The following is a 25446-nucleotide window of genomic DNA, read 5'->3' as shown; positions in this document are numbered from 1 at the left end:
GGTCCGCCGACAGCCTGTTGATCAGGAGAATAAAGCCTATGTTGCCACCCATGCTGCCCGTCAGCGTTGTGCCGGTCACGTCGCAGCTCGACCCGGCGCGCCAGAAGCCGGATATCCCGCCGGTGGTGCCCGTACAAGCAGGCTCCAACGAGAGCACGATCGACCTGAAAAAGGGTGATGCGGAGCAATCGGGCTTTCTGCTGCGCGAAGAACAGCGCCGCCAGCAAGAGCAACAAAAACGTCGGCGCGAAGCCGACGAAGATCCTGAACAACACTTGGCGATTCCAGGTGATGTGCTCAATGCCGACAACACGGTGCCGGTCGTCCCGTTGATCGAAGATGCGCCGCGCCAGGGGTTGTGGGTGGACGTCGAGGTCTAATCGCTCAAGGCCCGCAGTGCCGCTATCAGCAACTCGATGTCGTGATCGTTGTTGAGCGGGCTGACCGAGATTCGCGCAATGCTGTTCAAGCCGCGAGCCTGCATGTCCAAGGGCGTATAGGCCACGCCGTTGGCGCCGATATTGATGCGTTTGAGTCCCAGGCATTGCTTGAGCTCGAAGGCGTCCCAGCCGGCGAGGTTGAAGGCGATCAGACCTGAGTGGGTGGTGCCTGAGTCGTGCAGGGAAAGGCCGGGGATCTCACGCAACTCTTCACGAATTCGCTTGCTGAGCTGTAAGACTCTTTCCCAGGTTCGCTCCACGCCGAGTCGGTTGGCCTCTTGCAGCGCATTGCCCAACCCTGCCAACAAGGCATAGGACGCCTCACTGGTTTCAAAGCGTCGGGCGTCGTTGCGCAAGTCGAAGCCTTTGGCGGTCCAGGGGGCTGAAAACACGTCGCGTTGAGCCGGGTTCAAACGTTGAAGGAAGTCGGGTCGTATATAGAGCAGCGCCGTGCCGCGTGGCCCGCGCAGGTGTTTGCGGCCCGCCGATTTGAGCACGTCGCAGCGCAGCGCCTGTACGTCCACCGGTAGCTGGCCGACCGCTTGGCCTGCGTCGATGAAGTATGGGATGCCATGGCGCCTGGCCACAGCGCCTATCGCCTGGGCCGGGTTGATAAGACCGCCATTGGCGGGAAGCCAGGTCAGGTCGATCAACTTCACGTTTGCATCGATCATCGATTCCAGGGCGATTGGGCAGACTGCGCCGCTTTCGTCACAGGGAATGACCTCCACCCGCGCACCCGCTTGCACGGCCAGGTCCATGCTGGCGAGGTTGCCCCCCCATTCCTGCCGGCCGACGAGAATGCGATCGCCAGGCTGCCAGGCGCCCAAGGCTTGAAATGCCATGCTCCATGCGGTCGAGCCGCTGCTGGCAAACGCTATTGAAGAGGCCGGTGCATTAAGCAATTGCCCGGCCGCTTGGCGAGCTTTTTCCACCAGCAGCGTGCCATGCTCGCCGGCTTCCATGGGGCCGTCGCGGGCTTCGCGTTGCAACTGGTCGATGATCGCGTCGAGGGTCGCCTGGCTCGGCAAGGAGGCACCGGCATGATTGAAGTGCACGATGCCCGACCGGCAGCCCGGTGTTGCGTCCCGCAGGTGTTGGACTTCGAGCGGGCTCATGGTTGCAACTCGAAAATCGCATCCACCTCCACGGCGACGCCGGCCGGCAAGCTCGATACGCCCACGGCGGTGCGCACGTGCCGGCCCTTGTCGCCGAGGGCGTTGACCAACAGGTTCGAGGCGCCATTGGCGACCGCGCTCTGCTGCTGGAAGTCGCCGCTGCTGGCGATAAAGACCCCGACGCGCAGGGTGCGTGCCAGGCGCGACAGATCATCGTCGAGGGCACGGCTCAGTTGTGCGAGCAGCCCCAAGGCCGCCAACTGCGCCGCCTGGGTGCCTTCTTCGGCGCTGAGGGATTCGCCAAGGCGGCCGAGGTAGGCGGGGTTGCCCTCGAGCATTGGAATCTGCCCGGAGACCCACAGCTGGTTACCGCTGATAACGTAGCTGAGGTAGTTGGCCGCAGGTTGGCTGGCCGCCGGTAGCGTCAGGCCAAGGGCGTGCACGTGTTGGCGGATCGAGTCGCTCATGGTGAATCCTCCTGGTTCAAGAGGCTTCAGCATGTCGGGCGTGGCAGTGGGCGACAAACGCGTAGATCTCACTCGACGTATCGAAAAAGCTCATGCGTGGCGGCAGGCTTCCTGCAACCATTGGCTGAAGCACTTGACCGCTTCGTGGGTGGAACCGTGGGGGGTGATCAGCCAGTAGCCTATTTCGCTGCGATAGGGCGGCCAGTCGAAGGCTTCGACCAGGCTACCGTCCTGGAGCCTGCGCTCGATCAAGCGGTGGCGGCCCATGGCGATGCCCTGGCCGGCCACGGCGGCTTCGACCACGATGTTGTAGTCATGCAGCACGACACGCGGGTGATCGGCCAGGTCCAATTGATAGTGCGCGGACCAATCCGTCCATTCGAACGGTCGATGGGAGGTGGCCATCAACAGCGGTGCTTTATGCAGTTGGCTTGCCTTGAACGCGGGGCTGCACACGGGTGAGATCGCCTCATCCATCAGGCGCACGGCCTGCACATCGGGCCAGTCGCCTTTGCCATAGCGGATGGCCAGGTCGACCTCGGCGGCGGCGACGTTGGCCAGTTGAATCGACGGCAGCAATTCCACCTGAATGTGCGGGTAGCGGTTGAGAAAGTCGGCCAGCCGTGGGGCCAGCCACAGGGTGGCGAAAGAAGCCAGCAGGCCGATGCGTAGCACGGTGTGGCGCGGGGCGACCCGTTGTACGCGGGTCGCCGCAGCGATGGCATCCAGGGCAGGGCGTATTTCGTTGTAGTAATGCTCGCCATCGGTAGTCAGGTCGATCGCACGGGTACGACGGATAAACAGAGGTTTGCCCAGATGCTGTTCAAGTTTTTGTACCTGATGACTCAGGGCACTCTGGGTCACCGACAACTCGTTGGCCGCCTTGATAAAGCTCAAGTGCCGCGCCACCGCCTCGAACGCGCGCAGGGCCAGCAATGGCGGGAGATCCTTGTGCAGTGCCACTTGAATACGTCTCCTGGGGCAGGGGGAAATGCCGATTTTGGGCGATGACCTGCCATTTGTCGCTCGTTGATTTGCCGTGGCGCGAGGGAGGCCGCATTATTGAGCGATTCCCGCCACGACGTAAGCCAAGCCATGAGTGAAGACCCCAAGCTGATCGACCTGAATGCCGAACGTGCCAAACGTATCCATGACCTGAATGACAAGCGCCTCAATGAAGTGCGTCAGGCATTCGAACAGGCAATGCCGTTGCTTGGGAAAAAGCCGAAAGTTAAGAAAAAACCGAAGAATAATCCGAAAAAGCGTTGAAACTGCCGGCATCCATTGATGCAGGTCAGTTATTGCCCTCCTTTACGCCCAGTTGCGTGGGACATTGATCCCCGTCAATTTTCCATTGCGCCTTCTCCTTTAACTTAGCCCTATCGCAACAGGGCACGAGCAGGAGGCCGGTCATGTTTTTCGATAATGTGGTGTTCGCCGGAGTGCTGACTGTAAGCCTCATGGTGTTGTTCTTTGTAGGGTTTGGGATTTTTATCTGGAAAGACGCTAACAAGCGTAAAGAACCGTAAGTCTTTCTGGATTACATGGGCACGCAAGGCATTTTGGGCGACTTCGGTCGCCCTTTTTTTTGTGTGTTGGTTTGTGTACATATTCACTTGGTAAAGAGATATGTCGCCAATCGAACGCGCATAAAAAAAGGCGCGATCCTCAGCGAGGTCGCACCTTCTTTTTCACCGCTGGGTTATCAGCTGCCCAGCGCCTTGGACGCCAGCCAGAACAACCCGGCCGACAAGGCTACGGTCGCCGGCAGGGTCAACACCCATGCCATCAGAATCGTTTTCACCGTGCCACCTTGCAGCCCACTCTTGTTGGCCACCATGGTCCCGGCTACGCCCGACGACAATACGTGGGTCGTCGAAACCGGCAGGCTGAAGATGTTGGCCAGGCCGATCATGCTCGCCGTGGTGATTTGCGCCGACATGCCCTGGGCATAGGTCATGCCCTGTTTGCCGATCTTCTCGCCGATGGTCAACACCACGCGCTTCCAACCGACCATGGTGCCCAGGCCCAAGGCCAGTGCAACGGCCAGGATCACCCAGAACGGGGCATATTCGGTGGTGGCGGTCAGGTCTTTGCGCAGTTTGTCCAGGTCGGACTTCTCACGCGCATCCAGGCCTGGCAGCTTGCCGACTTTCTTCGCGGTATCGTCCAGGCACAGCAGGTAACGGCGTACTTCGATACGGTGCTCGGCGGTCAGCGAATGGTAGTCGGAGACGCCTTTGAGGGTTTCCATCAGGGCGTTGATGGTCGGCTCGGTCTGTTGCGGATTGCATTGGAACTTGCCCGGCAGATCGTCCTTCACGCCTTTGCCCAGTGCGAGGAACTCGCCGAGCGTGGCGTTGTTGCGCTGGTAGAACTGGCTCAGATGCACGGTCGCGTCGCGAGTGCGTTCGATCTGGTAAGTGGTGCTGCCCAGGTCGAGTACGAACTGGGCCGGTACGATACCGATCAGCACCAGCATGATCAGGCCGATACCTTTCTGACCGTCGTTGGAGCCGTGCACGAAGCTTACGGCCATGGCCGAAATCACCAGGACCAGGCGGTTCCAGAACGGCGGATGCTTCTTGTCATCGAGTTTGCGACGCTGGTCCGGGGTCTTGTGCATCTTCGACACCGGGCGCCACCATTTCAGGCCGATCAGCACCAGGGCTGCGACCAGGAAACCGGCCATCGGCGAGAACACCAGCGAGGCACCGATATCCACTGCCTTCTGCCAGTTCACACCGTCAGCCAGGGGGATGTCGTTGATCAGGGCATTGGCCAGACCGACGCCGAGGATCGAGCCGATCAGGGTGTGGGAGCTGGAGGCGGGGATACCGAAGTACCAGGTGCCCAGGTTCCAGGTGATTGCCGCGGCCAATAGCGAGAAGACCATTGCCAAACCATGGCCGGTATTCACATTGATCAGCAATTCCACCGGCAGCAAATGCACGATGGCGTAGGCGACGCCGACACCGCCGAGCAACACGCCGAGGAAATTGAATACCCCGGAGAAGAACACGGCCAGGTGTGGCGGCATTGCTTTGGTATAGATGACTGTGGCCACCGCGTTAGCGGTGTCATGAAAGCCATTGATGAACTCGAAGGCGAGGACAAAGGCCAGGGCGAGCAACAGGCTCACTAGAACCCAAGCATCCAGTCCGCTGAATAAATCGATCATGAAGGTTTTCTGACCCGGTCGTAAGGGGGCGCGATTATGCCAGAAAACCTCAGTAATCGATGCATTAGCTGCTCATCGGTAACAATCTTCTTTGAAAAAAAACGCGGGCAGGGCGCTCATCCCAGGGTTTTCGGGGGCTTGGCAAGTCTTTGATTTATAAAGTTCGGGGCGATCGAGGCGGGTTTTTACCGGCAAACATCCTGTTTGAAACATTTGTATGAAATTTCGTTGGCAGCAGCAGGAAGCTGACCGTTTGGAACAGGGAGGTGCTCTCCGCCGTTGGTGGACCGGCGGAGACAGCAAAAACCGCAATGCTCATGTCGAAGTGCTTATGGCTCCTCGGCTTTGAGCTCCTGTTCGATCTTTTGAATTTCCTGGGCGAATGCCTGGTCCAGCAGGCTGGCTCGTTTGCGCCATGGCTTGCGTTCCGGCTCAGGTTGGGCGGCGTAGGTGGTGACTTCCCCGCCGTAAACGTCCTTGTAACGTTGTTCCTGGCGCTCAAGTTCCGCGCGCAGTTCGTCTTTCGTCACAGTGTTACCTAATTGAGTTGAGTGTATGTGTTGTGCAACGCGGTGCCTGAGAGTCGTCCCGGGGCTATGCCAAGTATGAACAGTGCAACCGTTCAAGTTTGAAGGAAAGGCCAGGGAACGTAATCTCTAAACCGACTATTTGTTTTTATTACCGGCGCGGCCTACAACCCGCTGCGCCTGATGAGCTCCAATCCCGACAGCGTTACCGGGCTGACCTCTGTACACGCTGCATTATAGCGGCGCACACGAATAACACTATCATCATGAAGTTAAAAAAACTCAACGCCGTGTGAGGGGGTTGTTACAAGTTTGCGTCTCAATTTTCGATATACCGCGTCATAAAGTCTGCCCTCAATCTCAATATCGGCGCAGTACGCTTCTTTCATGTTCATCGCTCAGTGTTAAGACTTGATGTACCCGGCAAATTGCGATAATCGGATGGTTGTCCGATAATCGCCCAATGTTGCCTTGGCGACCTTGTGCATCGGTCTGTGCGACTGGTAATAGCTAATCGCTGCCAACCCTCCCGGCGATTGAAAATAAGATAAAGGGCCCCGAAATGAACGATCAATTGCGCAATTCCTTCGCATCCGTCGCGCCGCCGATCGTGGCTTCACCGGCCAAGCGTATCCAGGCGTTTACGGGGGATCCGGATTTCATGACATCCCTGGCCCGAGGCTTGGCCGTGGTGCAGGCGTTCCAGGAGCGCAAGCGCCACCTGACGATCGCCCAGATCAGTCACCGTACCGAAATCCCCCGCGCCGCCGTGCGCCGTTGCCTGCATACCTTGATCAAACTCGGCTACGCCACCACGGATGGGCGTACCTATTCGCTGCTGCCCAAAGTCTTGACCCTGGGCCATGCCTATTTGTCCTCCACGCCTCTGGCGGTGTCGGCCCAGCCCTATCTGGACCGCATGAGCGAACAGCTCCACGAAGCCTGCAACATGGCGACGCTGGAGGGCGACGACATTCTTTATATCGCCCGTTCGGCCACCACCCAGCGTCTGATTTCCGTGGACCTGTCGGTGGGGGGGCGCCTGCCGGCGTATTGCACTTCCATGGGCCGCATTCTGCTGGCGGCGCTGGATGATTCCTCGCTCAAGGACTACCTTGACCACGCCGACCTGCAAACCAAGACCAGCCGCACCCTGACCACGCCGCAAGCCTTGCTCGAATGCCTGCAACAAGTGCGTCAGCAGGGCTGGTGCATCGTCGATCAGGAGCTGGAACAGGGGCTGCGTTCGATTGCCGTGCCGGTGTATGACGCCTCGGGCCAGGTGCTGGCCGCGCTGAATGTGAGCACCCACGCCGGGCGGGTCAGTCGCAACGAGTTGGAGCAGCGCTTCTTGCCGAGCATGCTCAGCGCCAGCCGCGAGCTGAGCACGCAGTTGTTTGCCTAAGTGTTCGGTGACCGCACAGATCCCGGCCTGATCAATTGACGGTGTTTCCCCTGGCTTATTAATGTGCGGCAGCGCTATCGCTGCCCCCAATAATAATCACGGCCTCAGGTCGTCGGCCCGCCCATCGGTGTGGAAATAACAATAATGAATCAGCCTTCTGTCGGCACCAACCTGGACGTACAGTCCTTTATCAATGCCCAGCCATTGTCTCGCTATCAGTGGCGCGTGGTGATCCTGTGTTTTCTGATTGTCTTCCTCGACGGCCTCGACACCGCCGCCATGGGCTTTATCGCGCCTGCGCTGTCCCAGGACTGGGGCATCGACCGCGCCAGCTTGGGCCCGGTGATGAGTGCCGCGTTGATCGGCATGGTCTTCGGCGCGCTGGGCTCCGGTCCGTTGGCCGACCGCTTCGGGCGCAAAGTGGTGCTGGTGGGCGCGGTGCTGGTGTTTGGCGCGTTCAGCCTGGCCTCGGCCTACAGCACCAGCGTCGATCAGTTGCTGGTGTTGCGCTTCCTCACCGGGCTGGGCCTGGGGGCGGGCATGCCGAATGCCACCACGCTGCTGTCCGAATACACCCCGGAGCGTCACAAATCGTTGCTGGTCACCAGTATGTTCTGTGGCTTCAACCTGGGCATGGCAGGGGGCGGGTTTATTTCGGCCAAGCTGATTCCGGCGTTCGGCTGGCACAGCCTGCTGCTGATTGGCGGCATCCTGCCGTTGATCCTGGCGCTGGTGCTGTGGGTATGGCTGCCGGAATCGGCGCGCTATCTGGTGGTGCGCAATCGCGGTAGCGACAAGGTGCGCAAAACCTTGTCACCGATTGCACCCGACCTGGTCGCCCAGGCCACCAGCTTCAGTGTGCCCGAGCAGAAAACCGTCAAGGCGCGCAACGTGTTCGCGGTGATTTTCTCCGGCACCTACAGCGCCGGCACGTTGTTGCTGTGGCTGACCTACTTCATGGGACTGGTGATTGTTTACCTGCTGACCAGTTGGCTGCCGACCCTGATGCGTGACAGCGGCGCCAGCATGGAGCAAGCCGCGTTTATCGGCGCGTTGTTCCAGTTTGGTGGCGTACTGAGCGCGGTCGGCGTGGGTTGGGCGATGGACCGGTTCAATCCGCACAAGGTCATCGGTACTTTCTATCTGTTGGCCGGGGTGTTTGCCTACGCGGTGGGGCAGAGTCTGGGCAATATCACCCTGCTGGCGACCTTGGTGCTGATCGCCGGGATGTGCGTCAACGGTGCGCAATCGGCGATGCCGTCACTGGCCGCACGTTTCTACCCGACCCAGGGCCGCGCCACCGGCGTGTCGTGGATGCTCGGCATCGGCCGCTTCGGCGCCATCCTTGGCGCATGGATGGGCGCCACCTTGCTCGGCCTGGGCTGGAACTTCGAGCAGGTACTGACCGCCCTGGTGATTCCGGCGGCGTTGGCCACCACGGCTGTCGTGATCAAAGGCATGGTCAGCCACGCCGACGCGACCTGAGCCCCTGCCACTTTGCCTGCGTTTGGCAAACGATTAGCTAGGCAACAATCGGTTCGATAATCGAACGCTGAGTCGATTATCGGATTGTTTGGCCGATTTTCCCGGCTTAATCTTCAAGCACTTCGGCGCCACCTCAGCGCCTTTTTCGATCCATATCGGGAGCCCGAACCCCATGGCTGAAATTCTCGCGCTGCGTGACGCGGTGAAGCAATTTGTGAACGACGGCGACACCGTCGCTCTGGAAGGCTTCACCCATCTGATCCCTACGGCAGCGGGTCATGAAATCATTCGTCAGGGCAAGAAAGACCTGACGCTGGTGCGTATGACGCCTGACCTGATCTACGACCAGTTGATCGGTGCCGGTTGCGCCCGCAAGCTGATTTTCTCCTGGGGCGGCAACCCGGGCGTGGGCTCCCTGCACCGGCTGCGCGACGCGGTCGAGAAGCAATGGCCGCAACCGTTGGAAATTGAAGAACACAGTCACGCCGACCTGGCCAATGCCTACGTCGCCGGCGCATCCGGCCTGCCGTTCGCGGTGCTGCGCGCCTACGCAGGTTCCGACCTGCCCAAGGTCAACCCGCTGATCAAGTCCGTGACTTGCCCGTTCACCGGTGAAGTGCTGGCGGCGGTGCCGTCGGTACGTCCGGACGTCACCGTGATCCACGCGCAAAAGGCCGACCGCAAGGGCAACGTGCTGCTGTGGGGGATTTTGGGGGTGCAGAAGGAAGCGGCACTGGCCGCCAAGCGTTGCATCGTCACCGTCGAAGAAATCGTCGATGACCTGAATGCGCCGATGAACAGCTGCGTCCTGCCGACCTGGGCCCTGACTGCGGTGTGCCATGTACCCGGTGGTGCGCACCCGTCCTACGCTCACGGCTACAACGAGCGTGATAACCGCTTCTACCAAGCGTGGGACCCAATCGCCCGCGACCGTGGGACCTTTATCGCATGGATTGATGAATACATCCGCGGTACCGCCGACTTCACTGAATTCCAGGCCAAGCTGGCCACCGCGCAGGAGGCCAAGTAATGGCTTACTCGACCAATGAAATGATGACCGTCGCCGCTGCGCGCCGCCTCAAGAACGGCTCCGTATGCTTCGTTGGCATCGGCCTGCCGTCCAAGGCCGCCAACCTTGCGCGACTGACCTCGTCGCCGGATGTGGTGCTGATCTACGAATCCGGCCCGATTGGCGCCAAGCCATCGGTATTGCCGCTGTCCATCGGTGACGGCGAGCTGGCGGAAACCGCCGACACCGTGGTCCCGACCGGTGAGATCTTCCGTTACTGGCTGCAAGGCGGGCGCATTGACGTTGGCTTTCTCGGCGCCGCCCAGGTTGACCGCTTCGGCAACATCAACACAACCGTGGTCGGTGACTACCACCAGCCTAAAGTGCGCCTGCCCGGTGCCGGCGGTGCGCCGGAGATCGCCGGTTCCGCCAAGAGCGTGTTGATCATCCTCAAGCAGTCGGCGCGTTCGTTTGTCGACAAGTTGGACTTCATTACTTCGGTCGGTCATGGCGAAGGCGGTGACTCGCGTAAACGCCTGGGCCTGCCGGGCGCGGGGCCGGTAGGCATTATTACTGACCTGTGCATCATGGAACCGGAAGAGGGCACCCATGAGTTCGTGGTCACCGCGCTGCACCCTGGGGTGACCCGTGAGCAAGTCATCGCCGCAACCGGTTGGCCTGTTCGTTTTGCCGAGCAGGTCGACACCACGGCCGAACCGACTGATCTGGAGCTGACCGCTCTGCGTGACCTTGAAGCCCGCACTGCCGCCGCCCATGGCCAAGCCCCCGGAGAAGCCTGATGCGCGATGTGTTTATCTGTGACGCTATTCGTACGCCCATTGGCCGTTTTGGCGGGGGCCTGTCCACCGTGCGTGCCGATGACTTGGCGGCGCTGCCGATCAAGGCCTTGATCGAGCGCAACCCATCGGTGGACTGGAACGCTGTGGATGAAGTGTTCCTCGGCTGCGCCAACCAGGCCGGTGAAGACAACCGCAACGTCGCCCGTATGGCGCTGTTGCTGGCGGGCCTGCCTGCAAGCGTTCCCGGTGTGACCCTCAATCGCCTGTGCGCCTCGGGCATGGATGCAATCGGCACCGCTTTCCGCGCCATCGCCAGTGGCGAAATGGAGTTGGCAATCGCCGGCGGCGTTGAGTCGATGTCCCGTGCACCGTTCGTGATGGGGAAGGCTGACGCGGCGTTTTCGCGCAACATGAAACTGGAAGACACCACCATCGGCTGGCGCTTTATCAACCCGTTGATGAAAGCGCAGTACGGTGTGGATGCCATGCCGCAGACCGCCGATAACGTCGCCGACGACTACAAGGTGTCCCGCGCCGATCAGGACGCCTTCGCCCTGCGCAGCCAGCAACGGACTGCTGCCGCACAAGCCGCCGGGTTCTTCGCCGAGGAAATCGTGCCGGTACGCGTTGCCCATAAGAAAGGCGAGACCGTCGTCGAGCAAGATGAACATCCACGGGCTGACACCACCCTGGAAGCCCTGAGCAAACTCAAGCCGGTCAACGGCCCCGACAAGACCGTCACCGCCGGCAATGCCTCGGGTGTGAACGATGGTGCGGCAGCGCTGATCCTCGCCTCCGCCGAAGCTGTGAAGAAACACGGCCTGACCGCCCGTGCACGTGTCTTGGGCATGGCCAGCGCCGGTGTCGCGCCGCGTGTGATGGGGATCGGGCCGGTGCCCGCGGTGCGCAAGCTGGTGGAACGCCTGGGCCTGGCGGTCACCGATTTTGATGTGATCGAGCTCAATGAAGCCTTCGCCAGCCAGGGTTTGGCGGTGCTGCGCGAGTTGGGTCTGGCCGACGACGCGCCGCAGGTCAACCCGAACGGCGGCGCCATTGCCCTGGGCCACCCGCTGGGTATGAGCGGTGCGCGTTTGGTACTGACCGCACTGCATCAGCTTGAGAAGAGCGGTGGGCGCAAAGGCCTGGCGACCATGTGTGTGGGCGTCGGCCAGGGCTTGGCCCTGGCGATTGAACGCATCTAAATAAGAGAGGATTGCTCCATGAGTGACAAGCCCGGATACCGGCGCCCGCAAGCGGGTACTCAACCGGATTACCTGCACCCGGCCTACCAGTCGACGAACCTGCGTTCGCCGTCCAAGCCGTTGGTGTTCCTGCCCCATTCGTTGTCGGAAATCACCGGCCCGACTATCGGTGCCGAGCGGGTCAGCCCGAAGGACAACGACCTCACCGCACAGCATGAAGGCGACCCCCAGGGCGAACGCATCATCATTCATGGCCGTGTGCTGGACGAAAACGGCTCGCCGGTGCCCGGTATTCTTGTGGAGATCTGGCAGGCCAACGCCGCCGGGCGCTACAACCACAAGAACGACCTGCACGACGCACCGCTGGACCCGAATTTCACCGGAACCGGCCGCACCGTCACCGACGCCGACGGCTGGTATCAGTTCCAGACCATCAAGCCCGGCGCCTACCCGTGGGGCAACCACCACAACGCGTGGCGGCCTGCGCATATCCACTTCTCGCTGTTCGGCCCGAGCGTGCTGACGCGGCTGGTCACGCAGATGTATTTCCCCGGTGATCCGTTGCTCGAATACGACCCGATCTACAACTGCGTACCGGACACCTCGGCCAAGCAGCGCCTGATCGCCCGTTTGGACCTGGAAAAAACCATTCCTTCCTATGCCCTCGGCTACCGCTGGGACATCGTCCTGCGCGGCCGCGACGCCACGCCGATGGAGAAATGAGATGACACTCAACGCGACTACGTCCCACACCGTCGGGCCGTATTACCACATTGGCCTGACCTGGCTGAACCGTGAAGACCTGACCGTGCCGGCCACCCTCGGCGAACGTGTGGCGATCAGTGGGCAGGTGGTGGATGGCAAGGGTAATGTCGTCAACGACGCCATGCTTGAAGTGTGGCAAGCCAATGCTGCCGGTAAATATGACCACCCGGAAGATGAGCAGGACAAGGCCGTCGACCCGAACTTCGAAGGTTTCGGCCGGGTGCCGGTGGATGCCGAAGGGCGTTTCCGCTTTACCACCATCAAGCCGGGTGCGGTGCCGGGGCTGAACGGCACGACCCAGGCGCCGCACCTGGTGGTCCTGGTGTTTGCCCGTGGGTTGGTGAAGCACTTGCTCACGCGGATTTATTTTGATGGCGAGGCGCTGAACGGGGACGACCCGTTGCTGGCCTGTGTGCCGGCTGAGCGTCGTAGCACCTTGATTGCCCGGCAGGATGCCGGTGGTGTCTATCAGTGGAATGTGATTTTGCAGGGCACAGACAAGGAAACGGTGTTCTTCGATTATTGAGTTGGCTTGAGGCCATTCGCGAGCAAGCCCGCTCCCACATTTTGATGTGTGAATACCTGCAAATGTGGGAGGAGGCTTGCTCCGGATGAAGCCGGTTCGGGCATTACTTCTCCAAAAGTCTGCTTGCGGAACATGGTTGTTGCAAAGTATGTCTAGGCTATAACCGTTCCCACTGAGTAAAAAAACATGACAACAACAACGAGTCACTACACCGGAGAAGAACGCAGCAAACGGATTTTTGCGATTGTCGGTGCTTCCTCCGGCAACCTTGTCGAATGGTTCGACTTCTATGTCTATGCCTTCTGCGCCATTTACTTTGCGCCGGCGTTTTTTCCGTCGGACAACCCCACGGTTCAACTGGTCAACACCGCCGGTGTGTTCGCCGCCGGGTTCCTGATGCGGCCCATTGGTGGCTGGCTGTTCGGTCGGGTAGCCGATAAGCACGGCCGTAAAAACTCGATGATGATCTCGGTGTTGATGATGTGCGCCGGCTCCCTGGTCATCGCCTTTTTGCCGACCTATAACGCCATTGGCGTCTGGGCGCCGATCCTGCTGCTGGTGGCGCGCTTGTTCCAGGGGCTGTCCGTGGGCGGCGAGTACGGCACCACCGCGACCTACATGAGTGAAGTGGCGCTCAAGGGCCAACGGGGTTTCTTTGCCTCCTTCCAGTATGTGACGCTGATCGGCGGGCAACTGCTGGCCGTGCTGGTGGTGGTGATCCTGCAACAGATCCTCACCGAAGAAGAGTTGCGGGCCTGGGGCTGGCGGATTCCGTTCGTGATCGGCGCCGTCGCGGCGGTGATTTCGCTGCTGCTGCGCCGCTCGTTGAAAGAAACCACCAGCAAGGAAATGCGCGAAGACAAAGACGCCGGCAGCATTGCCGCGTTGTTCCGCGACCACAAAGCCGCGTTTATCACGGTGCTGGGCTACACCGCCGGTGGCTCGCTGATTTTCTATACCTTCACCACTTACATGCAGAAGTACCTGGTGAACACCGTCGGCATGCATGCCAAGACGTCGAGCTACATCATGACCGGTGCGCTGTTTTTGTATATGTGCATGCAGCCGGTATTCGGCATGTTGGCGGACAAGATCGGCCGACGTAACTCGATGCTCTGGTTCGCCGGCCTTGGCACCCTGTTTACCGTGCCGATCCTGCTCACCTTGAAAACCGTCAGCAGCCCGTTCCTGGCATTCGTGTTGATCACCTTGGCCTTGGCGATCGTGAGCTTCTACACCTCCATCAGCGGCCTGGTCAAAGCGGAGATGTTCCCGCCCCAGGTGCGTGCCTTGGGCGTGGGCCTGGCCTACGCGGTGGCCAACGCGATCTTTGGCGGCTCTGCGGAGTTCGTCGCGCTGAGCCTCAAATCCATCGGCCTGGAAAACAGCTTCTATTGGTACGTCACGGCGATGATGGCAATCGCTTTCCTGTTCAGCTTGCGCCTGCCGAAACAGGCGGCGTATCTGCACCACGATCTCTAGGGATGAGTTATGACACTGCGCACGAGCAATCAACTGTTCGACGCTTACTTCACTGCTGACAGCATGGCCGAGGTGTTCTGCGACCAGGGACGCCTGCAGGGCATGCTGGATTTCGAAGCGGCGCTGGCCCGGGCCGAGGCCCGGGTCGGGCTGATCCCGCAGGCCGCCGTGGCGCCGATTGCTCAGGCGTGCCTGGCGTCGCTGTACGACGTCGATGCGCTCGGCGCGGCGATTGCCACGGCGGGCAATTCGGCGATTCCATTGGTCAAGGCGCTGGGCAAGTTGATTGCCGCTGAAGACGCCGGCGCCGAACGCTATGTGCACCTGGGCGCCACCAGCCAGGATGTGATGGACACCGGCCTGGTGCTGCAACTGCGGCGCGCTGTGGCGTTGATCGAAACGGACTTGGCGCAGTTGGGTGGCGTTCTGGCCGCTCAAGCGCAGCGTTATGCGAGTACCCCTCTGGCCGGGCGCACTTGGTTGCAGCACGCGACGCCGGTGACGCTGGGCATGAAAATCGCCGGATGGCTGGGGGCGGTGACACGCTGCCGCCAGCGTCTTGCCGAACTGAAGCCGCGCCTGCTGGTGCTGCAGTTTGGCGGTGCTTCCGGCACGCTCGCAGCGCTGGGCGAACAGGCCATGCCGGTGGCCGAGGCGCTGGCGGACGAGTTGCAGTTGAGCTTGCCCGAGCAACCCTGGCATACCCAGCGTGATCGCTTGGTGGAGTTCGCCGCCAGCCTTGGCCTGATCGCCGGCAGCCTCGGCAAACTGGGGCGCGATGTCAGCCTGCTGATGCAGACCGAAGCGGCGGAAGTATTCGAGCCCTCGGCGCCAGGCAAGGGCGGTTCGTCGACCATGCCCCACAAGCGCAACCCCGTGGGCGCGGCTGTATTGATCAGCGCCGCCACACGCGTGCCCGGCCTGGTCGCGACGATGTTCAGTGCCATGCCCCAGGAGCATGAGCGCAGCCTGGGCCTATGGCACGCCGAATGGGAAACCTTGCCCGAGATCTGTCGCCTGGTGTCCGGTGCCTTGAAGCAGGCGTTGCAGGTGAGCGAGGGGCTTGAGGTTGATGCGCAGCGCATGGCGCACAACCTCGACCTGACCCAAGGCCTGGTGTTGGCCGAAGCGGTCAGCATCGTGCTGGCCCAGCGTCTGGGCCGTGAGACCGCGCATCATTTGCTTGAACACTGCTGCAAACGGGCCGTTGCCGAAGGGCGCCATCTGCGCGCCGTGCTGGCGGACGAGCCGCGCATCACCGCCGAGTTGTCGGCGGCTGAACTGGACCGGCTGCTTGACCCGGCCCACTACCTGGGCCAGGCGCAAACCTGGGTGACCCGCGCAGTGGCCGACCATTTTGCATTGACCGCCTGAGGAGAACGCTGTGGCTTTTGTACAACTCGCCGAGGGCGAACTGCATTACCAACTGGACGGACCGGCCGACGCGCCGGTGCTGGTGCTGTCCAACTCCCTGGGCACCGACCTGCATATGTGGGACCTGCAGATCCCGGCCTTTGCCCGGCATTTTCGCGTGTTGCGTTTCGACACCCGCGGCCACGGCCAATCCCTGGTGACGCCGGGGCCGTACAGCATCGAGCAGCTCGGCCATGATGTGATCGCGTTGCTTGATGCGCTGGATATCCAGCGTGCGCATTTCTGTGGCCTGTCCATGGGCGGGTTGATTGGCCAATGGCTGGGCATTCACGCCGGTAAACGCCTGCACCGCCTGGTGGTGTGCAACACCGCCGCCAAGATCGGCACGCCCGAGGTCTGGAACCCACGCATAGAAATGGTCCTGCGCGACGGCGCGGCGGCGATGGTGGCCTTGCGCGATGCGTCCATTGCACGCTGGTTCACGGCGGATTTCGCCGCGGCCAACCCGCATCAGGCCAAGCTGATCACCGATATGCTCGCTGCGACTTCGCCCGAGGGTTATGCGGCGAACTGCGCGGCGGTGCGCGATGCCGATTTTCGTGAGCAACTGGCTTCGATCAATGTCCCGACCCTGGTGATTGCCGGCACTGAAGATGCCGTGACGCCACCGGCCGGCGGGCACTTTATTCAGAACCATGTGAAGGGCGCCGAATACGCCGAGTTCTACGCGGCGCACCTATCCAACGTTCAAGCGGGCGCGGCGTTCAGCGACCGCGTCCTGGACTTTCTACTGGCCCATTAATGTAGTGAGCGGGCTTGTCCTAATGCTAGTCAGTTAAGCGATAGAACGGACGATGAATAACTTGTGGGAGGGGGCTTGCTCCCGATGAGGGTATGCCAGTCAGCAGTTTATCGACTGACCCACCGCTATCGGGAGCAAGCCCCCGCCCACAGTGACAGCGTTAAACCTTAACTGACTGGCATTAGGGCAAGCCCGCTCACTACAAGTGAGGAATTTTTTGTGGACGAGAAACAACGTTACGCCGATGGCCTGCAGGTACGCCGCGAGGTACTGGGCGATGCCCACGTCGATCGCAGCCTCAATGCCCTGACCGAGTTCAACAGCGAGTTCCAGGAGATGATCACCCGTCATGCCTGGGGCGATATCTGGACCCGGCCCGGGTTGCCACGGCACACCCGCAGCCTGATCACCATCGCCATGTTGATCGGCATGAACCGCAGCGAAGAGCTGAAACTGCACCTGCGCGCCGCCGCCAGCAACGGCGTGACCCGTGCCGAGATCAAGGAAGTATTGATGCAGAGCGCGATCTACTGCGGCATTCCGGCGGCGAATGCGACGTTCCACCTGGCGGAGTCGGTGTGGGATGAGCTGGGGGTTGAGTCTCGGCAGTGATCAGTGGGAGTCGGCATCCCACACCCAATTCCATACCCCAGGCAGATGCACCGGCTCATTCACATCCTTGACCGTGCGTGCCAGCGCGGCGCGCTCCAGGGTGGCATGGTCGGTGTAGAAGGGTTCGGCGGCGGTTTTCATGCCGTTGATCCTGGCACTGTCCAGCAGGATCTGCAGATACTCCTGCATATGCCGTGCGGTGTAGCGGTTGATGTCGTGGAAAGTCACCACTACGGGGATCACCCCGTCCACCGTGGGCAGTTCGCCCAAGGCAATACGTTCGCGCACCACTGACAGTTGCCGGTACAGGTTGGCGCGGCGACGCGGGCTGCCATTGAATCCCCAGATCTTGCCGTCGTTGGCACTCAAGTCGGTCAGCAACACCTGCAGGTGGTGGCGCTGGTAGGCCGCGAAGGTGCGTTTGTCGTAGTTCCAGAAGGGCGGGCGTACCAGCAGGGGCGGGGTGCCCGTGATGGCGGCGATATCTGCCGAACCCTGGGTGAGGGTGCTTTCCAATTCGGCATCATTGAGCCAGCGATGGTTGGTATGAAACGCGGTAGCCGTGTGGAATGCCAGGATATGCCCGGCGGCATACTCACGCTCCATGGTCTTGTGACCACGCGGGTTGCCCCCCGAGCGCGAGGCTTCGGTCTGCAGGAAGAACACCGCCTTGATGCCCGGCAACACCGGGTTTTTCGCCAGGTCCGCGATTACCGAACGGCTCGGGTTGTTATAGCCCGAGGCGCTGGGGCCGTCATCGAAGGTCAGCAGAAATCGGATCGGCGCCTGGGCCTGCAAACGCTGCGCGGTCTGCGGCGTCAGGGCAATAGGTGCGCTGATGCAGCCGTTGAGGCTCAAGGCCATGGCTAGCAGGGCAGTCGCTAAGGCGAAGGCTTTCATGGTGGACGCGGGCTCGAATAAAGGCCGCTGCTGGGTGGTTCAGCAGCGGCAGGCGCGCACCATACAGTAAGTGTGACGCCGGTTTACAGCAGGCTGATCGGGTAACTGACGATCAACCGGTTTTCATCGAACTCGTTGTTGCTGTAGTCCCTGCGCATCGTGGAATTGCGCCAGCGCACGTTGAGGTTTTTCAGGCTTCCACTCTGCACGGTGTAGCCCACTTCGCTTTCACGCCCCCACTCCTTGCCGTCGGTGATCGTGCCGGTGTGCACGTTGCTGCCGCTGATGTAGCGGTTCATCAAGGTCAGGCCCGGGATGCCGAGGGCGGCGAAATTGTAGTCGTGGCGCACTTGCCAGGATTTCTCCTGGGCGTTGTCGTAGCTGGAATTGTAGCTGTCGTTGGCCAGGGTGCCGCCGCTGGTGCCGTTGACGCGCATCCAGGCACTGTCGCCGGTGAGTTTTTGTAGGCCGACGTAGAAAGTGTTGCCGCCGTAGCGCGCGGAAAACAGGCCGGACCAGGTCTTGTTGTCCAGGCTGCCGGCGCGGGCGCTGCCATCGTCCTTGCCATAGAAAAAGCCAAGGTTGGCGCCCAGGGTCCAGTCGCCCACGGGTTGGCTGTGGATCAGGTTGACGAATTGCTGGCGGTAGATGTCCTTGAGCTGGGCGTTCCACAGGCCGACCTGGGTGCGTTTGTCATTGAACGCGTATTCCGCGCCTTGGAAGTTGAAACGGTCGGAGGTGAACGCCGCTTTGCCGGTCATGGACATGTCGCTCATGCTGCTGTCGTCACGCGGGCTGTTGGCGCGGAACTGGCCGCCATACAGCGTCAGGCCGTCGATCTCTTTGGAAGTGATCTGCCCGCCGCGCAGGGTCTGCGGCAGCGAGCGGCCGTCGTCGGCCCGCAGGATCGGCAGTACTGGCATCCATTCGCCGACCTTCACTTCGGTCTTCGAAATGCGCGTCTTGAACGCTACGCCGAGGCGTCCGAAGTTATCGGCCGGGCGGCCATCGTGATCCAGCGGCAACAGTTGGGTGCCGCCGGTGCCGCGTCCACCGTCGAGCTTTTGTGAGTACAAGCCCAGCACGTCCAGGCCGAAACCCACGGTGCCCTGGGTAAAGCCGGACTTGGCGTCGAGGATGAAACTCTGCGTCCACTCCTGCGCGCCGCCCTGGCTTTTGGTCGGGTTGGTGAAATTGCGGTTGAAGAAGAAATTGCGCAGGTTGAGGTTGGCGCTGGCGTCTTCGAGAAAGCCGTGTTCTTCGGCGACCACGGGGAGGGCAAGGCTGGCGACAGCGGTGGCCAGCAACAGCTGGCGCGGGTGGAAAGTGCTCATGGCGTTGGACCTGTTGTTATTGGGGTTGTGCAGGTGGCGGCCATGGTGCTTGGCGCTATGGGAGCGTTGAAAGTGGGGGAGAGCGGGTTGTGTGCGATGATCGAACGAAAGCTGTTGAAGGCATGCAAAATAAAAAGCCCACCAAAAGGTGGGCTTCGTTTACGTCGCGCAGATCAGATCAGAACAGCTTCATCTTCGGCGCTTCTTCTTTCAACGGCTCGTTCTTCGCCGTCTGCTCGTTCCAGCCACCGCCGAGGGCCTTGTACAGGTTGACCTCGCTGGTCAGCTGCGCCAGGCGGTCGGTGATCAGCGATTGCTGGGCACTGAACAGTTGGCGCTGTGCATCGAGGAACGTCAGGTTGCTGTCGACACCAATGCGGTAGCGACGCTCGGCCAGGCGGTAGTAATCCTGGTTGGCTGCGACGAAACCACGTTGGGCGTCCAGTTGCTGCTTGTAGGTCGCACGTGCGGCGAGGCCGTCGGAGACTTCCTGGAAGCCGGTCTGGATGGCTTTCTCGTAGTTGGCTACGTTGATCTCTTTCTGGATCTTCGAGTAGTCCAGGCTTGCGCGCAGGCTACCGGCGTTGAAGATCGGAATGTTGATCTGCGGGGCAAACGACCAGGTGCCCGAACCGCCTTTGAACAGGCCGCCCAGGTTGGGGCTGGCGGTGCCGGCGCTGGCGGTCAGGCTGATGCTCGGGAAGAACGCTGCCCGGGCTGCGCCGATATTGGCGTTGGCGGCCTTGAGGTTGTACTCGGCCTGCACGATGTCGGGACGCCGTTGCAGCAGGTCCGACGGCAAGCCGGCCGGCACTTCGCTGAGCAGGTCATCCGACAGCGGCTTGCTGGCCAGATTGGCCGGCAGGCCGGTACCCAGCAGCAGGGTCAGGCTGTTTTCGTCCTGGGCCACCTGGCGCGTATAGCGGGCAAGCTGCACGCGCGCGTTTTCCACCGAGGTACGCGACTGGCTGAGGTCGAGGGCCGAGGCCACGCCGACTTCGTTGCTGCGCGAGGTCAACCGATAGCTCTCCTCGAAGGCGCCCAAGGTCTCCTGGGTCAGCTTGAGCAGTTCCTTGTCGGCCTGCCAGGTCAGGTAGGCGTTGGCCACGCTGGCCACCAGGCTGATCTGGGTACTGCGCCGTGCTTCTTCAGTGGCGAAGTACTTTTGCAGGGCTTCTTCGCTCAGGCTGCGTACGCGACCGAACAGGTCCAGCTCATACGAACTGATCCCGAGGCCGGCCGAGTATTGGCTGTTGATGCTCGCCTCGCCGGTCTGCGACAGGCGGGCCGGAGTGCGCGAGCGGCTGCCGCTGCCCGTGGCCGAAACGGCCGGGAACAGGTCGGCACGCTGGATCTGGTACTGCGCCGCATACGCGTCGATGTTCAGCGCCGCGACGCGCAGGTCACGGTTGTTCACCAGCGCGGTCTGGATCAGCTGTTGCAGGGCCGGGTCATGGAAAAACTGTTTCCAGCCTTGCTCTGCAGCGGCCTGGCCCGGCGCCTGGGCCGACGAATACGCCGGCCCCTGCGGGAACTGGGCAGCTACCGGCGCCTCGGGGCGCTGGTAGTCAGGTATCAAGGAGCAGCCACTGAGCACGAATGCGGTGACGGCCAGGGAAATTAGCGACTTGCTCATTGGCCAGCCTCTTTAGGAGTTTCAATGGCCACCGGCTTCTTGCGTTCGCCGGCGGAGGACACGGTAGCGTAGAACAGTGGCACCCAGAAGATCGCCAGGACAGTCGCCGTGATCATACCGCCGATCACGCCGGTACCGATTGCATGCTGGCTGCCTGAACCTGCGCCGGTGGAAATCGCCAGCGGCAGTACGCCGAGCATGAACGCCATGGACGTCATGATGATCGGGCGCAGACGCATGCGGGACGCTTCGATGGCGGCCTCGACGATGCCCTTGCCCTGTTCGTGGAGCTCTTTGGCGAACTCCACGATCAGGATGGCGTTTTTCGCCGCCAGACCGACGGTTACCAGCAGGCCCACCTGGAAGAACACGTCGTTGGACAGGCCGCGCAGGCTGGTGGCGATCAAGGCACCGATCACACCCAGCGGCACCACCAGAATCACCGCAATCGGGATCGACCAGCTTTCATACAGGGCCGCGAGGCACAGGAACACCACCAGCAGCGACAGGGCGTACAACGCAGGCGCCTGGGAGCCGGAGAGGCGTTCTTCATACGACAGGCCGGTCCACGAGTAGCCGACACCGGCCGGCAGACTCTTGGCAATGCGCTCGACTTCCGCCATCGCGTCACCGGTACTGTAACCAGGTGCCGGAGTACCGAGGATTTCCATCGCCGCTACACCGTTGTAACGCGAGAGCTTGGGCGAGCCGTAGATCCACTTGCCCGACGAGATGGCCGACAGGGGCACCATCTTCCCGGAGGTGCTGCGTACGTACCATTTGTCCAGGTCTTCCGGCGACATGCGGCTGGCCGCGTCACCCTGCACGTACACCTTCTTCACACGACCACGGTCGATGAAGTCGTTGACGTAGCTGCCACCCAGGGCAATCGCCAGGGTCTGCTGGATTTCCGACAGGCTGATGCCCTGGGCACTGGCCTTCTCGTCGTCAACGGTCAGCTCGTACTGCGGCTCATCGTTCACGCCGTTGGGGCGCACACCCGCCAGGATCTTGCTTTGCGCCGCAGCACCGAGGAACTGGTTACGCGCATCCATCAACTTCTGGTGGCCGACGCCGCCCTGGTCTTGCAGGAACACGTCGAAACCGGTGGCGTTACCCAGTTCCAGAACCGAAGGCGGCACGATGGCAAAGACCATGGCGTCCTTGAAGGCCCCGAAGAAGTAACCCTGGGCCCGTTTCGCGACCTCGAACACCGATTGCGAAGCATCCCGCTCGCCCCATGGCTTGAGCATCACGAACGCAAGGCCCGAGCTCTGGCCACGGCCGGCGAAGTTGAAGCCGTTCACGGTAAACACCGACTTCACGGCCTTGCCTTCGCCCGGCTCGCCTTCCTTGTCGTTGAGCAGGAAGGCACGCATGTCGTCGATGACTTTTTGCGTACGTTCAGCCGAAGAACCGACCGGCGTCTGCACCTGGGCAAAGATCACACCCTGGTCTTCCTCAGGCAGGAACGCGCTTGGAATACGGGTGAACATCCAGATCATGCCGGCCAGGATCAGCGCATACACCAGGAACGCTGGAATCTTGTGCTTGATCATGCCGCCCACGCCGCGCTCGTACTTCTGAACGCCGCGATCAAAGGTGCGGTTGAACCAGCCGAAGAAGCCGCGCTTGGGTTGGCCGTGTTTTTCCGGGTCGATCGGCTTGAGCATGGTGGCGCACAAGGCCGGGGTAAAGATCAGGGCAACCAGTACCGACAACGCCATCGCCGAAACAATGGTGATGGAGAACTGTCGGTAGATCACACCGGTGGAACCACCGAAGAAGGCCATCGGCAAGAGTACCGCCGACAGTACCAGGGCAATACCCACGAGGGCGCCCTGGATCTGGCCCATGGACTTGACCGTCGCCTCCTTGGGCGAGAGGTGTTCCTCGGCCATGACCCGCTCGACGTTTTCCACCACGACGATGGCATCGTCCACCAGCAAGCCGATGGCCAGGATCATGCCGAACATGGTCAGGGTGTTGATGGTGAAGCCGGCTGCCGCGAGGATGCCGAAGGTACCCAGCAATACCACCGGTACTGTCATGGTGGTGATGATGGTGGCGCGGAAGTTCTGCAGGAACAGGAACATCACCAGGAACACCAGCACGATCGCTTCGACCAGGGTGTCGACTACCCCGGAGATCGACTCGGTCACCACCGGGGTGGTGTCATACGGCACCACCGCCTTCATGCCTGGCGGGAAGAACGGTTCCAGGGAGGCCACGGTGGCACGGATCGCCTTGCCGGTGTCCAGGGCGTTGGCGCCGGCTGCCAGCTTGATGGCCATACCGGAGGCCGGCTTGCCGTTGAACTGTGCACTGATGCTGTAATTCTGGCCACCCAGCTCGATACGAGCCACGTCGCCCAGGCGAACCTGCGAGCCGTCGGCGTTCACCTTCATCAGGATCTTGGCGAACTCTTCGGCGCTTTGCAGACGGGTCTTGCCGATGATGGTGGCGTTCAGTTGGGTACCGGGCAGGGCAGGCAGGCCGCCCAACTGGCCGGTCGCGACCTGGACGTTCTGGGCCGAGATGGCGTTGCTGACGTCTACCGGCGTGAGCTGGTAGTTGTTCAGCTTGGCCGGGTCGAGCCAGATACGCATGGCGTATTGCGAACCGAACACCTGGAAGTCACCCACACCGGCGGTCCGGGAAATCGGGTCCTGGATGTTGGAAACGATGTAGTTGGACAGGTCGTCCTTGGTCATGCTGCCGTCTTCCGACACCAGACCGATCACCATCAGGAAGTTCTTCACCGACTTGGTCACGCGGATACCCTGCTGCTGCACTTCTTGCGGCAGCAATGGGGTCGCCAGGTTCAGCTTGTTCTGCACCTGAACCTGGGCGATGTCCGGGTTGGTACCCTGATTGAACGTCGCGGTGATGGTCATGCTGCCGTCGGAGTTACTGTCCGAGGCGACATAACGCAGGTTGTCGATACCGTTGAGCTGTTGCTCGATGACTTGCACCACGGTGTCCTGCACGGTTTGTGCGGACGCGCCTGGGTAGGTCACCTGGATGTCGATGGCGGTTGGCGCGATGGCCGGGTATTGGTTGATGGGCAACTTCAGGATCGACAGTGCCCCGACCAGCATGATCACCAGGGCGATTACCCAGGCAAAAATGGGACGGTCGATAAAAAATTTCGACATGAATTACTCCCCTTTACCAGCAGCGGCAGCAGGTGCTGCAGCCGTACCGGCGGGTTTAGCGTTATCAGCGTCCTTGACCTTGACTTCGATGCCCGGCTTGATGAACTGCAGGCCCTCGGTGATCACGCGGTCACCGGCCTTGAGGCCATCTTCCACCAGCCAGTAGGCGCCGGCAGTGCGGTTCGCCACCAGGACGCGCTGTTCGACCTTGTTGTCCTGGTTCACGACCAGTGCCGTCGGGATGCCCTTGAGGTCACGGGTCACGCCTTGTTGCGGCGCCAGGATAGCCTTGCTGTTCACACCGGCTTGCAGTTGGGCGTGGACGAACATGCCCGGCAGCAGGGTGTGGTCAGGGTTGGGGAACACGGCGCGCAGGGTCACGGAACCGGTGGTCTGGTCGACCGACACTTCCGAGAATTCCAGCTTGCCGTCCAGGCCGTAGGCGGTGCCGTCTTCCAGGGTCAGCTTGACCTTGGCGGCGTTGTCGCCAGCTTTTTGCAGCTGGCCGCTTTCCAGGTCGCGGCGCAGTTTCAGCATTTCAGCCGAGGACTGCGTGACGTCGACGTAGATCGGGTCCAGTTGCTGGATCACGGCCAGTGCATCGGTCTGGCCATTGCTGACCAGCGCGCCTTCGGTCACCGAAGAACGGCCGATACGCCCGGAGATCGGCGCGAACACTTTGGTGTAGCGCACGTTGATCTGGGCGGTTTGCACGTTGGCTTCGGCGGTCATGCGGTTGGCCACGGCGGTGTCGTATTCCTGGCGACTGACGGCCTGCTCATTGACCAACTGCTTGTAGCGGTCGCTGATGGACTTGGTCTGGGTCAGGCTGGCTTGGGCGCTTTTCAGGGTGGCCTCATACACCGACGGGTCGATCTGGTAGAGCTGCTGCCCTTCCTTCACGTCGCCGCCTTCCTTGAACAGGCGCTTGAGAATGATGCCATTGACCTGGGGGCGGACTTCCGCAATGCGGTAAGCCGTGGTGCGGCCCGGCAGTTCAGTGGTCAGGGTAAAGGCTTGCGGTTGAATGGTGACCACGCCGACCTGAGGGGTTTGAGCGGGCGGAGCCGCTTCTTCCTTTTTACATCCGCTGAGCAGCGATGCCAGGGCGACGGCAGTGACCAGAGCGGTAACAGCTGGCTTAAGTTGCATGAAGATCCTCGGGTCAGGCGCGCAGAATGCGCACAAGCAGTGTGGAAGGGTAAAAAACAAGCTGTGAGTAG

At 61.4% G+C, this 25446-nt stretch carries 24 protein-coding genes; 14 read left to right on the top strand and 10 right to left on the bottom strand.

Features of this window, described 5'->3' with window-relative positions; translation table 11 throughout:
• Positions 1-38: 38 nt before the first annotated feature.
• The gene (locus ACQRBV_RS02335; protein ID WP_060753792.1) at positions 39-380 is read left to right on the top strand and encodes a hypothetical protein; all 342 of its coding nucleotides are present in this window, start codon (positions 39-41) and stop codon (positions 378-380) included.
• Here the strand turns inward: ACQRBV_RS02335 and ACQRBV_RS02330 are convergent.
• The 3 genes from ACQRBV_RS02330 to ACQRBV_RS02320 form a co-directional block, all read right to left on the bottom strand.
• Positions 377-1558 (bottom strand): aminotransferase class V-fold PLP-dependent enzyme, encoded by a 1182-nt coding sequence (locus tag ACQRBV_RS02330; RefSeq protein ID WP_411984449.1) that lies wholly within the window; start codon positions 1556-1558, stop codon positions 377-379. The genes ACQRBV_RS02335 and ACQRBV_RS02330 overlap by 4 nt on opposite strands.
• Positions 1555-2025: a RidA family protein gene (locus tag ACQRBV_RS02325; protein WP_411984450.1), complete on the bottom strand. Its 471-nt coding sequence runs from the start codon at positions 2023-2025 to the stop codon at positions 1555-1557. The genes ACQRBV_RS02330 and ACQRBV_RS02325 overlap by 4 nt, the downstream gene beginning before the upstream one ends.
• Before the next feature lie 90 nt (positions 2026-2115).
• Positions 2116-2988 carry a LysR substrate-binding domain-containing protein gene (locus ACQRBV_RS02320; protein WP_411984451.1) on the bottom strand — a complete coding sequence of 291 codons (873 nt, stop codon included), beginning with the start codon at positions 2986-2988 and terminating at the stop codon, positions 2116-2118.
• A 99-nt stretch (positions 2989-3087) separates the two neighbouring features.
• Here ACQRBV_RS02320 and ACQRBV_RS02315 point away from each other — a divergent pair, with 99 nt between their 5' ends.
• Positions 3088-3294: a hypothetical protein gene (locus ACQRBV_RS02315; protein WP_143038184.1), complete on the top strand. Its 207-nt coding sequence runs from the start codon at positions 3088-3090 to the stop codon at positions 3292-3294.
• A gap of 143 nt (positions 3295-3437) precedes the next feature.
• Complete coding sequence (gene ccoM / locus ACQRBV_RS02310; protein WP_017137226.1) at positions 3438-3554, top strand: cytochrome c oxidase subunit CcoM; 117 nt, start codon at positions 3438-3440, stop codon at positions 3552-3554.
• Positions 3555-3730: 176 nt separating this feature from the next.
• Here ccoM and ACQRBV_RS02305 read toward each other — a convergent pair whose 3' ends face one another.
• Complete coding sequence (locus tag ACQRBV_RS02305) at positions 3731-5206, bottom strand: inorganic phosphate transporter (protein WP_411984452.1); 1476 nt, start codon at positions 5204-5206, stop codon at positions 3731-3733.
• A gap of 329 nt (positions 5207-5535) precedes the next feature.
• The gene (locus ACQRBV_RS02300; RefSeq protein WP_003172389.1) at positions 5536-5736 is read right to left on the bottom strand and encodes a hypothetical protein; all 201 of its coding nucleotides are present in this window, start codon (positions 5734-5736) and stop codon (positions 5536-5538) included.
• Between the two features lie 559 nt (positions 5737-6295).
• Between ACQRBV_RS02300 and pcaR the strand changes: the two genes are divergently transcribed.
• The 11 genes from pcaR (at position 6296) to pcaC (ending at position 17195) form a co-directional block, all read left to right on the top strand.
• Positions 6296-7138, top strand: a complete 843-nt coding sequence (gene pcaR, locus ACQRBV_RS02295) for a pca regulon transcriptional regulator PcaR (protein WP_060753787.1) — start codon at positions 6296-6298, stop codon at positions 7136-7138.
• Between the two features lie 144 nt (positions 7139-7282).
• Complete coding sequence (locus ACQRBV_RS02290) at positions 7283-8623, top strand: MFS transporter (protein ID WP_060753786.1); 1341 nt, start codon at positions 7283-7285, stop codon at positions 8621-8623.
• Between the two features lie 172 nt (positions 8624-8795).
• Complete coding sequence (locus ACQRBV_RS02285) at positions 8796-9653, top strand: CoA transferase subunit A (RefSeq protein WP_198762039.1); 858 nt, start codon at positions 8796-8798, stop codon at positions 9651-9653.
• Entirely contained in the window at positions 9653-10432 is a 780-nt protein-coding gene (locus ACQRBV_RS02280; protein ID WP_090366317.1) for a CoA-transferase subunit beta, read from the top strand. The genes ACQRBV_RS02285 and ACQRBV_RS02280 overlap by 1 nt, the downstream gene beginning before the upstream one ends.
• Positions 10429-11634 carry a 3-oxoadipyl-CoA thiolase gene (gene pcaF, locus ACQRBV_RS02275; RefSeq protein ID WP_244701901.1) on the top strand — a complete coding sequence of 402 codons (1206 nt, stop codon included), beginning with the start codon at positions 10429-10431 and terminating at the stop codon, positions 11632-11634. The genes ACQRBV_RS02280 and pcaF overlap by 4 nt, the downstream gene beginning before the upstream one ends.
• An 18-nt stretch (positions 11635-11652) precedes the next feature.
• Positions 11653-12357 carry a protocatechuate 3,4-dioxygenase subunit beta gene (pcaH, locus tag ACQRBV_RS02270; RefSeq protein WP_411984453.1) on the top strand — a complete coding sequence of 235 codons (705 nt, stop codon included), beginning with the start codon at positions 11653-11655 and terminating at the stop codon, positions 12355-12357.
• Between the two features lies 1 nt (position 12358).
• Positions 12359-12925, top strand: coding sequence for a protocatechuate 3,4-dioxygenase subunit alpha (gene pcaG / locus ACQRBV_RS02265; protein ID WP_060753781.1), 567 nt, complete (start codon positions 12359-12361; stop codon positions 12923-12925).
• A 186-nt stretch (positions 12926-13111) separates the two neighbouring features.
• Positions 13112-14407 (top strand): MFS family transporter, encoded by a 1296-nt coding sequence (locus ACQRBV_RS02260; protein WP_060753780.1) that lies wholly within the window; start codon positions 13112-13114, stop codon positions 14405-14407.
• Positions 14408-14416: 9 nt separating this feature from the next.
• Positions 14417-15781: a 3-carboxy-cis,cis-muconate cycloisomerase gene (locus ACQRBV_RS02255; RefSeq protein WP_411984454.1), complete on the top strand. Its 1365-nt coding sequence runs from the start codon at positions 14417-14419 to the stop codon at positions 15779-15781.
• A gap of 10 nt (positions 15782-15791) precedes the next feature.
• Complete coding sequence (pcaD, locus tag ACQRBV_RS02250; protein WP_205344793.1) at positions 15792-16583, top strand: 3-oxoadipate enol-lactonase; 792 nt, start codon at positions 15792-15794, stop codon at positions 16581-16583.
• A gap of 219 nt (positions 16584-16802) precedes the next feature.
• The gene (gene pcaC / locus ACQRBV_RS02245) at positions 16803-17195 is read left to right on the top strand and encodes a 4-carboxymuconolactone decarboxylase (protein WP_060753777.1); all 393 of its coding nucleotides are present in this window, start codon (positions 16803-16805) and stop codon (positions 17193-17195) included.
• On the opposite strand, the gene ACQRBV_RS02240 is transcribed toward pcaC, so the two are convergent.
• The 5 genes from ACQRBV_RS02240 to ACQRBV_RS02220 all read right to left on the bottom strand — a co-directional run bounded on the left by ACQRBV_RS02240 (position 17196) and on the right by ACQRBV_RS02220 (position 25375).
• Positions 17196-18095 (bottom strand): polysaccharide deacetylase family protein, encoded by a 900-nt coding sequence (locus ACQRBV_RS02240; protein ID WP_411984455.1) that lies wholly within the window; start codon positions 18093-18095, stop codon positions 17196-17198.
• An 83-nt stretch (positions 18096-18178) separates the two neighbouring features.
• The gene (locus ACQRBV_RS02235; protein WP_411984456.1) at positions 18179-19429 is read right to left on the bottom strand and encodes an OprD family porin; all 1251 of its coding nucleotides are present in this window, start codon (positions 19427-19429) and stop codon (positions 18179-18181) included.
• A 178-nt stretch (positions 19430-19607) separates the two neighbouring features.
• The gene (gene adeC / locus ACQRBV_RS02230) at positions 19608-21065 is read right to left on the bottom strand and encodes an AdeC/AdeK/OprM family multidrug efflux complex outer membrane factor (protein ID WP_205344795.1); all 1458 of its coding nucleotides are present in this window, start codon (positions 21063-21065) and stop codon (positions 19608-19610) included.
• The gene (locus ACQRBV_RS02225) at positions 21062-24223 is read right to left on the bottom strand and encodes an efflux RND transporter permease subunit (protein WP_161549735.1); all 3162 of its coding nucleotides are present in this window, start codon (positions 24221-24223) and stop codon (positions 21062-21064) included. The genes adeC and ACQRBV_RS02225 overlap by 4 nt, the downstream gene beginning before the upstream one ends.
• Positions 24224-24226: 3 nt before the next feature.
• The gene (locus ACQRBV_RS02220) at positions 24227-25375 is read right to left on the bottom strand and encodes an efflux RND transporter periplasmic adaptor subunit (RefSeq protein ID WP_060753772.1); all 1149 of its coding nucleotides are present in this window, start codon (positions 25373-25375) and stop codon (positions 24227-24229) included.
• Between the last annotated feature and the right edge of the window lie 71 nt (positions 25376-25446).

The organism is Pseudomonas sp. R11F, assembly GCF_050312575.1.
Taxonomy (GTDB): Bacteria; Pseudomonadota; Gammaproteobacteria; order Pseudomonadales; family Pseudomonadaceae; genus Aquipseudomonas; species Aquipseudomonas palleroniana.
Note: the sequence above shows the minus strand (reverse complement) of the source record. Positions and strands in the feature narration are given on the sequence as shown.

Excerpts from the sequence above, each read along its gene's own strand:
- ACQRBV_RS02335 (WP_060753792.1), top strand. The coding sequence starts at position 39 with ATGTTGCCACCCATGCTGCCCGTCAGCGTTGTGCCGGTCACGTCGCAG.
- ACQRBV_RS02330 (WP_411984449.1), bottom strand. The coding sequence starts at position 1,558 with ATGAGCCCGCTCGAAGTCCAACACCTGCGGGACGCAACACCGGGCTGC.
- ACQRBV_RS02325 (WP_411984450.1), bottom strand. The coding sequence starts at position 2,025 with ATGAGCGACTCGATCCGCCAACACGTGCACGCCCTTGGCCTGACGCTA.
- ccoM (WP_017137226.1), top strand. The coding sequence starts at position 3,438 with ATGTTTTTCGATAATGTGGTGTTCGCCGGAGTGCTGACTGTAAGCCTC.
- ACQRBV_RS02305 (WP_411984452.1), bottom strand. The coding sequence starts at position 5,206 with ATGATCGATTTATTCAGCGGACTGGATGCTTGGGTTCTAGTGAGCCTG.
- pcaR (WP_060753787.1), top strand. The coding sequence starts at position 6,296 with ATGAACGATCAATTGCGCAATTCCTTCGCATCCGTCGCGCCGCCGATC.
- ACQRBV_RS02290 (WP_060753786.1), top strand. The coding sequence starts at position 7,283 with ATGAATCAGCCTTCTGTCGGCACCAACCTGGACGTACAGTCCTTTATC.
- ACQRBV_RS02285 (WP_198762039.1), top strand. The coding sequence starts at position 8,796 with ATGGCTGAAATTCTCGCGCTGCGTGACGCGGTGAAGCAATTTGTGAAC.
- ACQRBV_RS02280 (WP_090366317.1), top strand. The coding sequence starts at position 9,653 with ATGGCTTACTCGACCAATGAAATGATGACCGTCGCCGCTGCGCGCCGC.
- pcaH (WP_411984453.1), top strand. The coding sequence starts at position 11,653 with ATGAGTGACAAGCCCGGATACCGGCGCCCGCAAGCGGGTACTCAACCG.
- pcaG (WP_060753781.1), top strand. The coding sequence starts at position 12,359 with ATGACACTCAACGCGACTACGTCCCACACCGTCGGGCCGTATTACCAC.
- ACQRBV_RS02260 (WP_060753780.1), top strand. The coding sequence starts at position 13,112 with ATGACAACAACAACGAGTCACTACACCGGAGAAGAACGCAGCAAACGG.
- ACQRBV_RS02255 (WP_411984454.1), top strand. The coding sequence starts at position 14,417 with ATGACACTGCGCACGAGCAATCAACTGTTCGACGCTTACTTCACTGCT.
- ACQRBV_RS02240 (WP_411984455.1), bottom strand. The coding sequence starts at position 18,095 with ATGAAAGCCTTCGCCTTAGCGACTGCCCTGCTAGCCATGGCCTTGAGC.
- ACQRBV_RS02235 (WP_411984456.1), bottom strand. The coding sequence starts at position 19,429 with ATGAGCACTTTCCACCCGCGCCAGCTGTTGCTGGCCACCGCTGTCGCC.
- adeC (WP_205344795.1), bottom strand. The coding sequence starts at position 21,065 with ATGAGCAAGTCGCTAATTTCCCTGGCCGTCACCGCATTCGTGCTCAGT.
- ACQRBV_RS02225 (WP_161549735.1), bottom strand. The coding sequence starts at position 24,223 with ATGTCGAAATTTTTTATCGACCGTCCCATTTTTGCCTGGGTAATCGCC.
- ACQRBV_RS02220 (WP_060753772.1), bottom strand. The coding sequence starts at position 25,375 with ATGCAACTTAAGCCAGCTGTTACCGCTCTGGTCACTGCCGTCGCCCTG.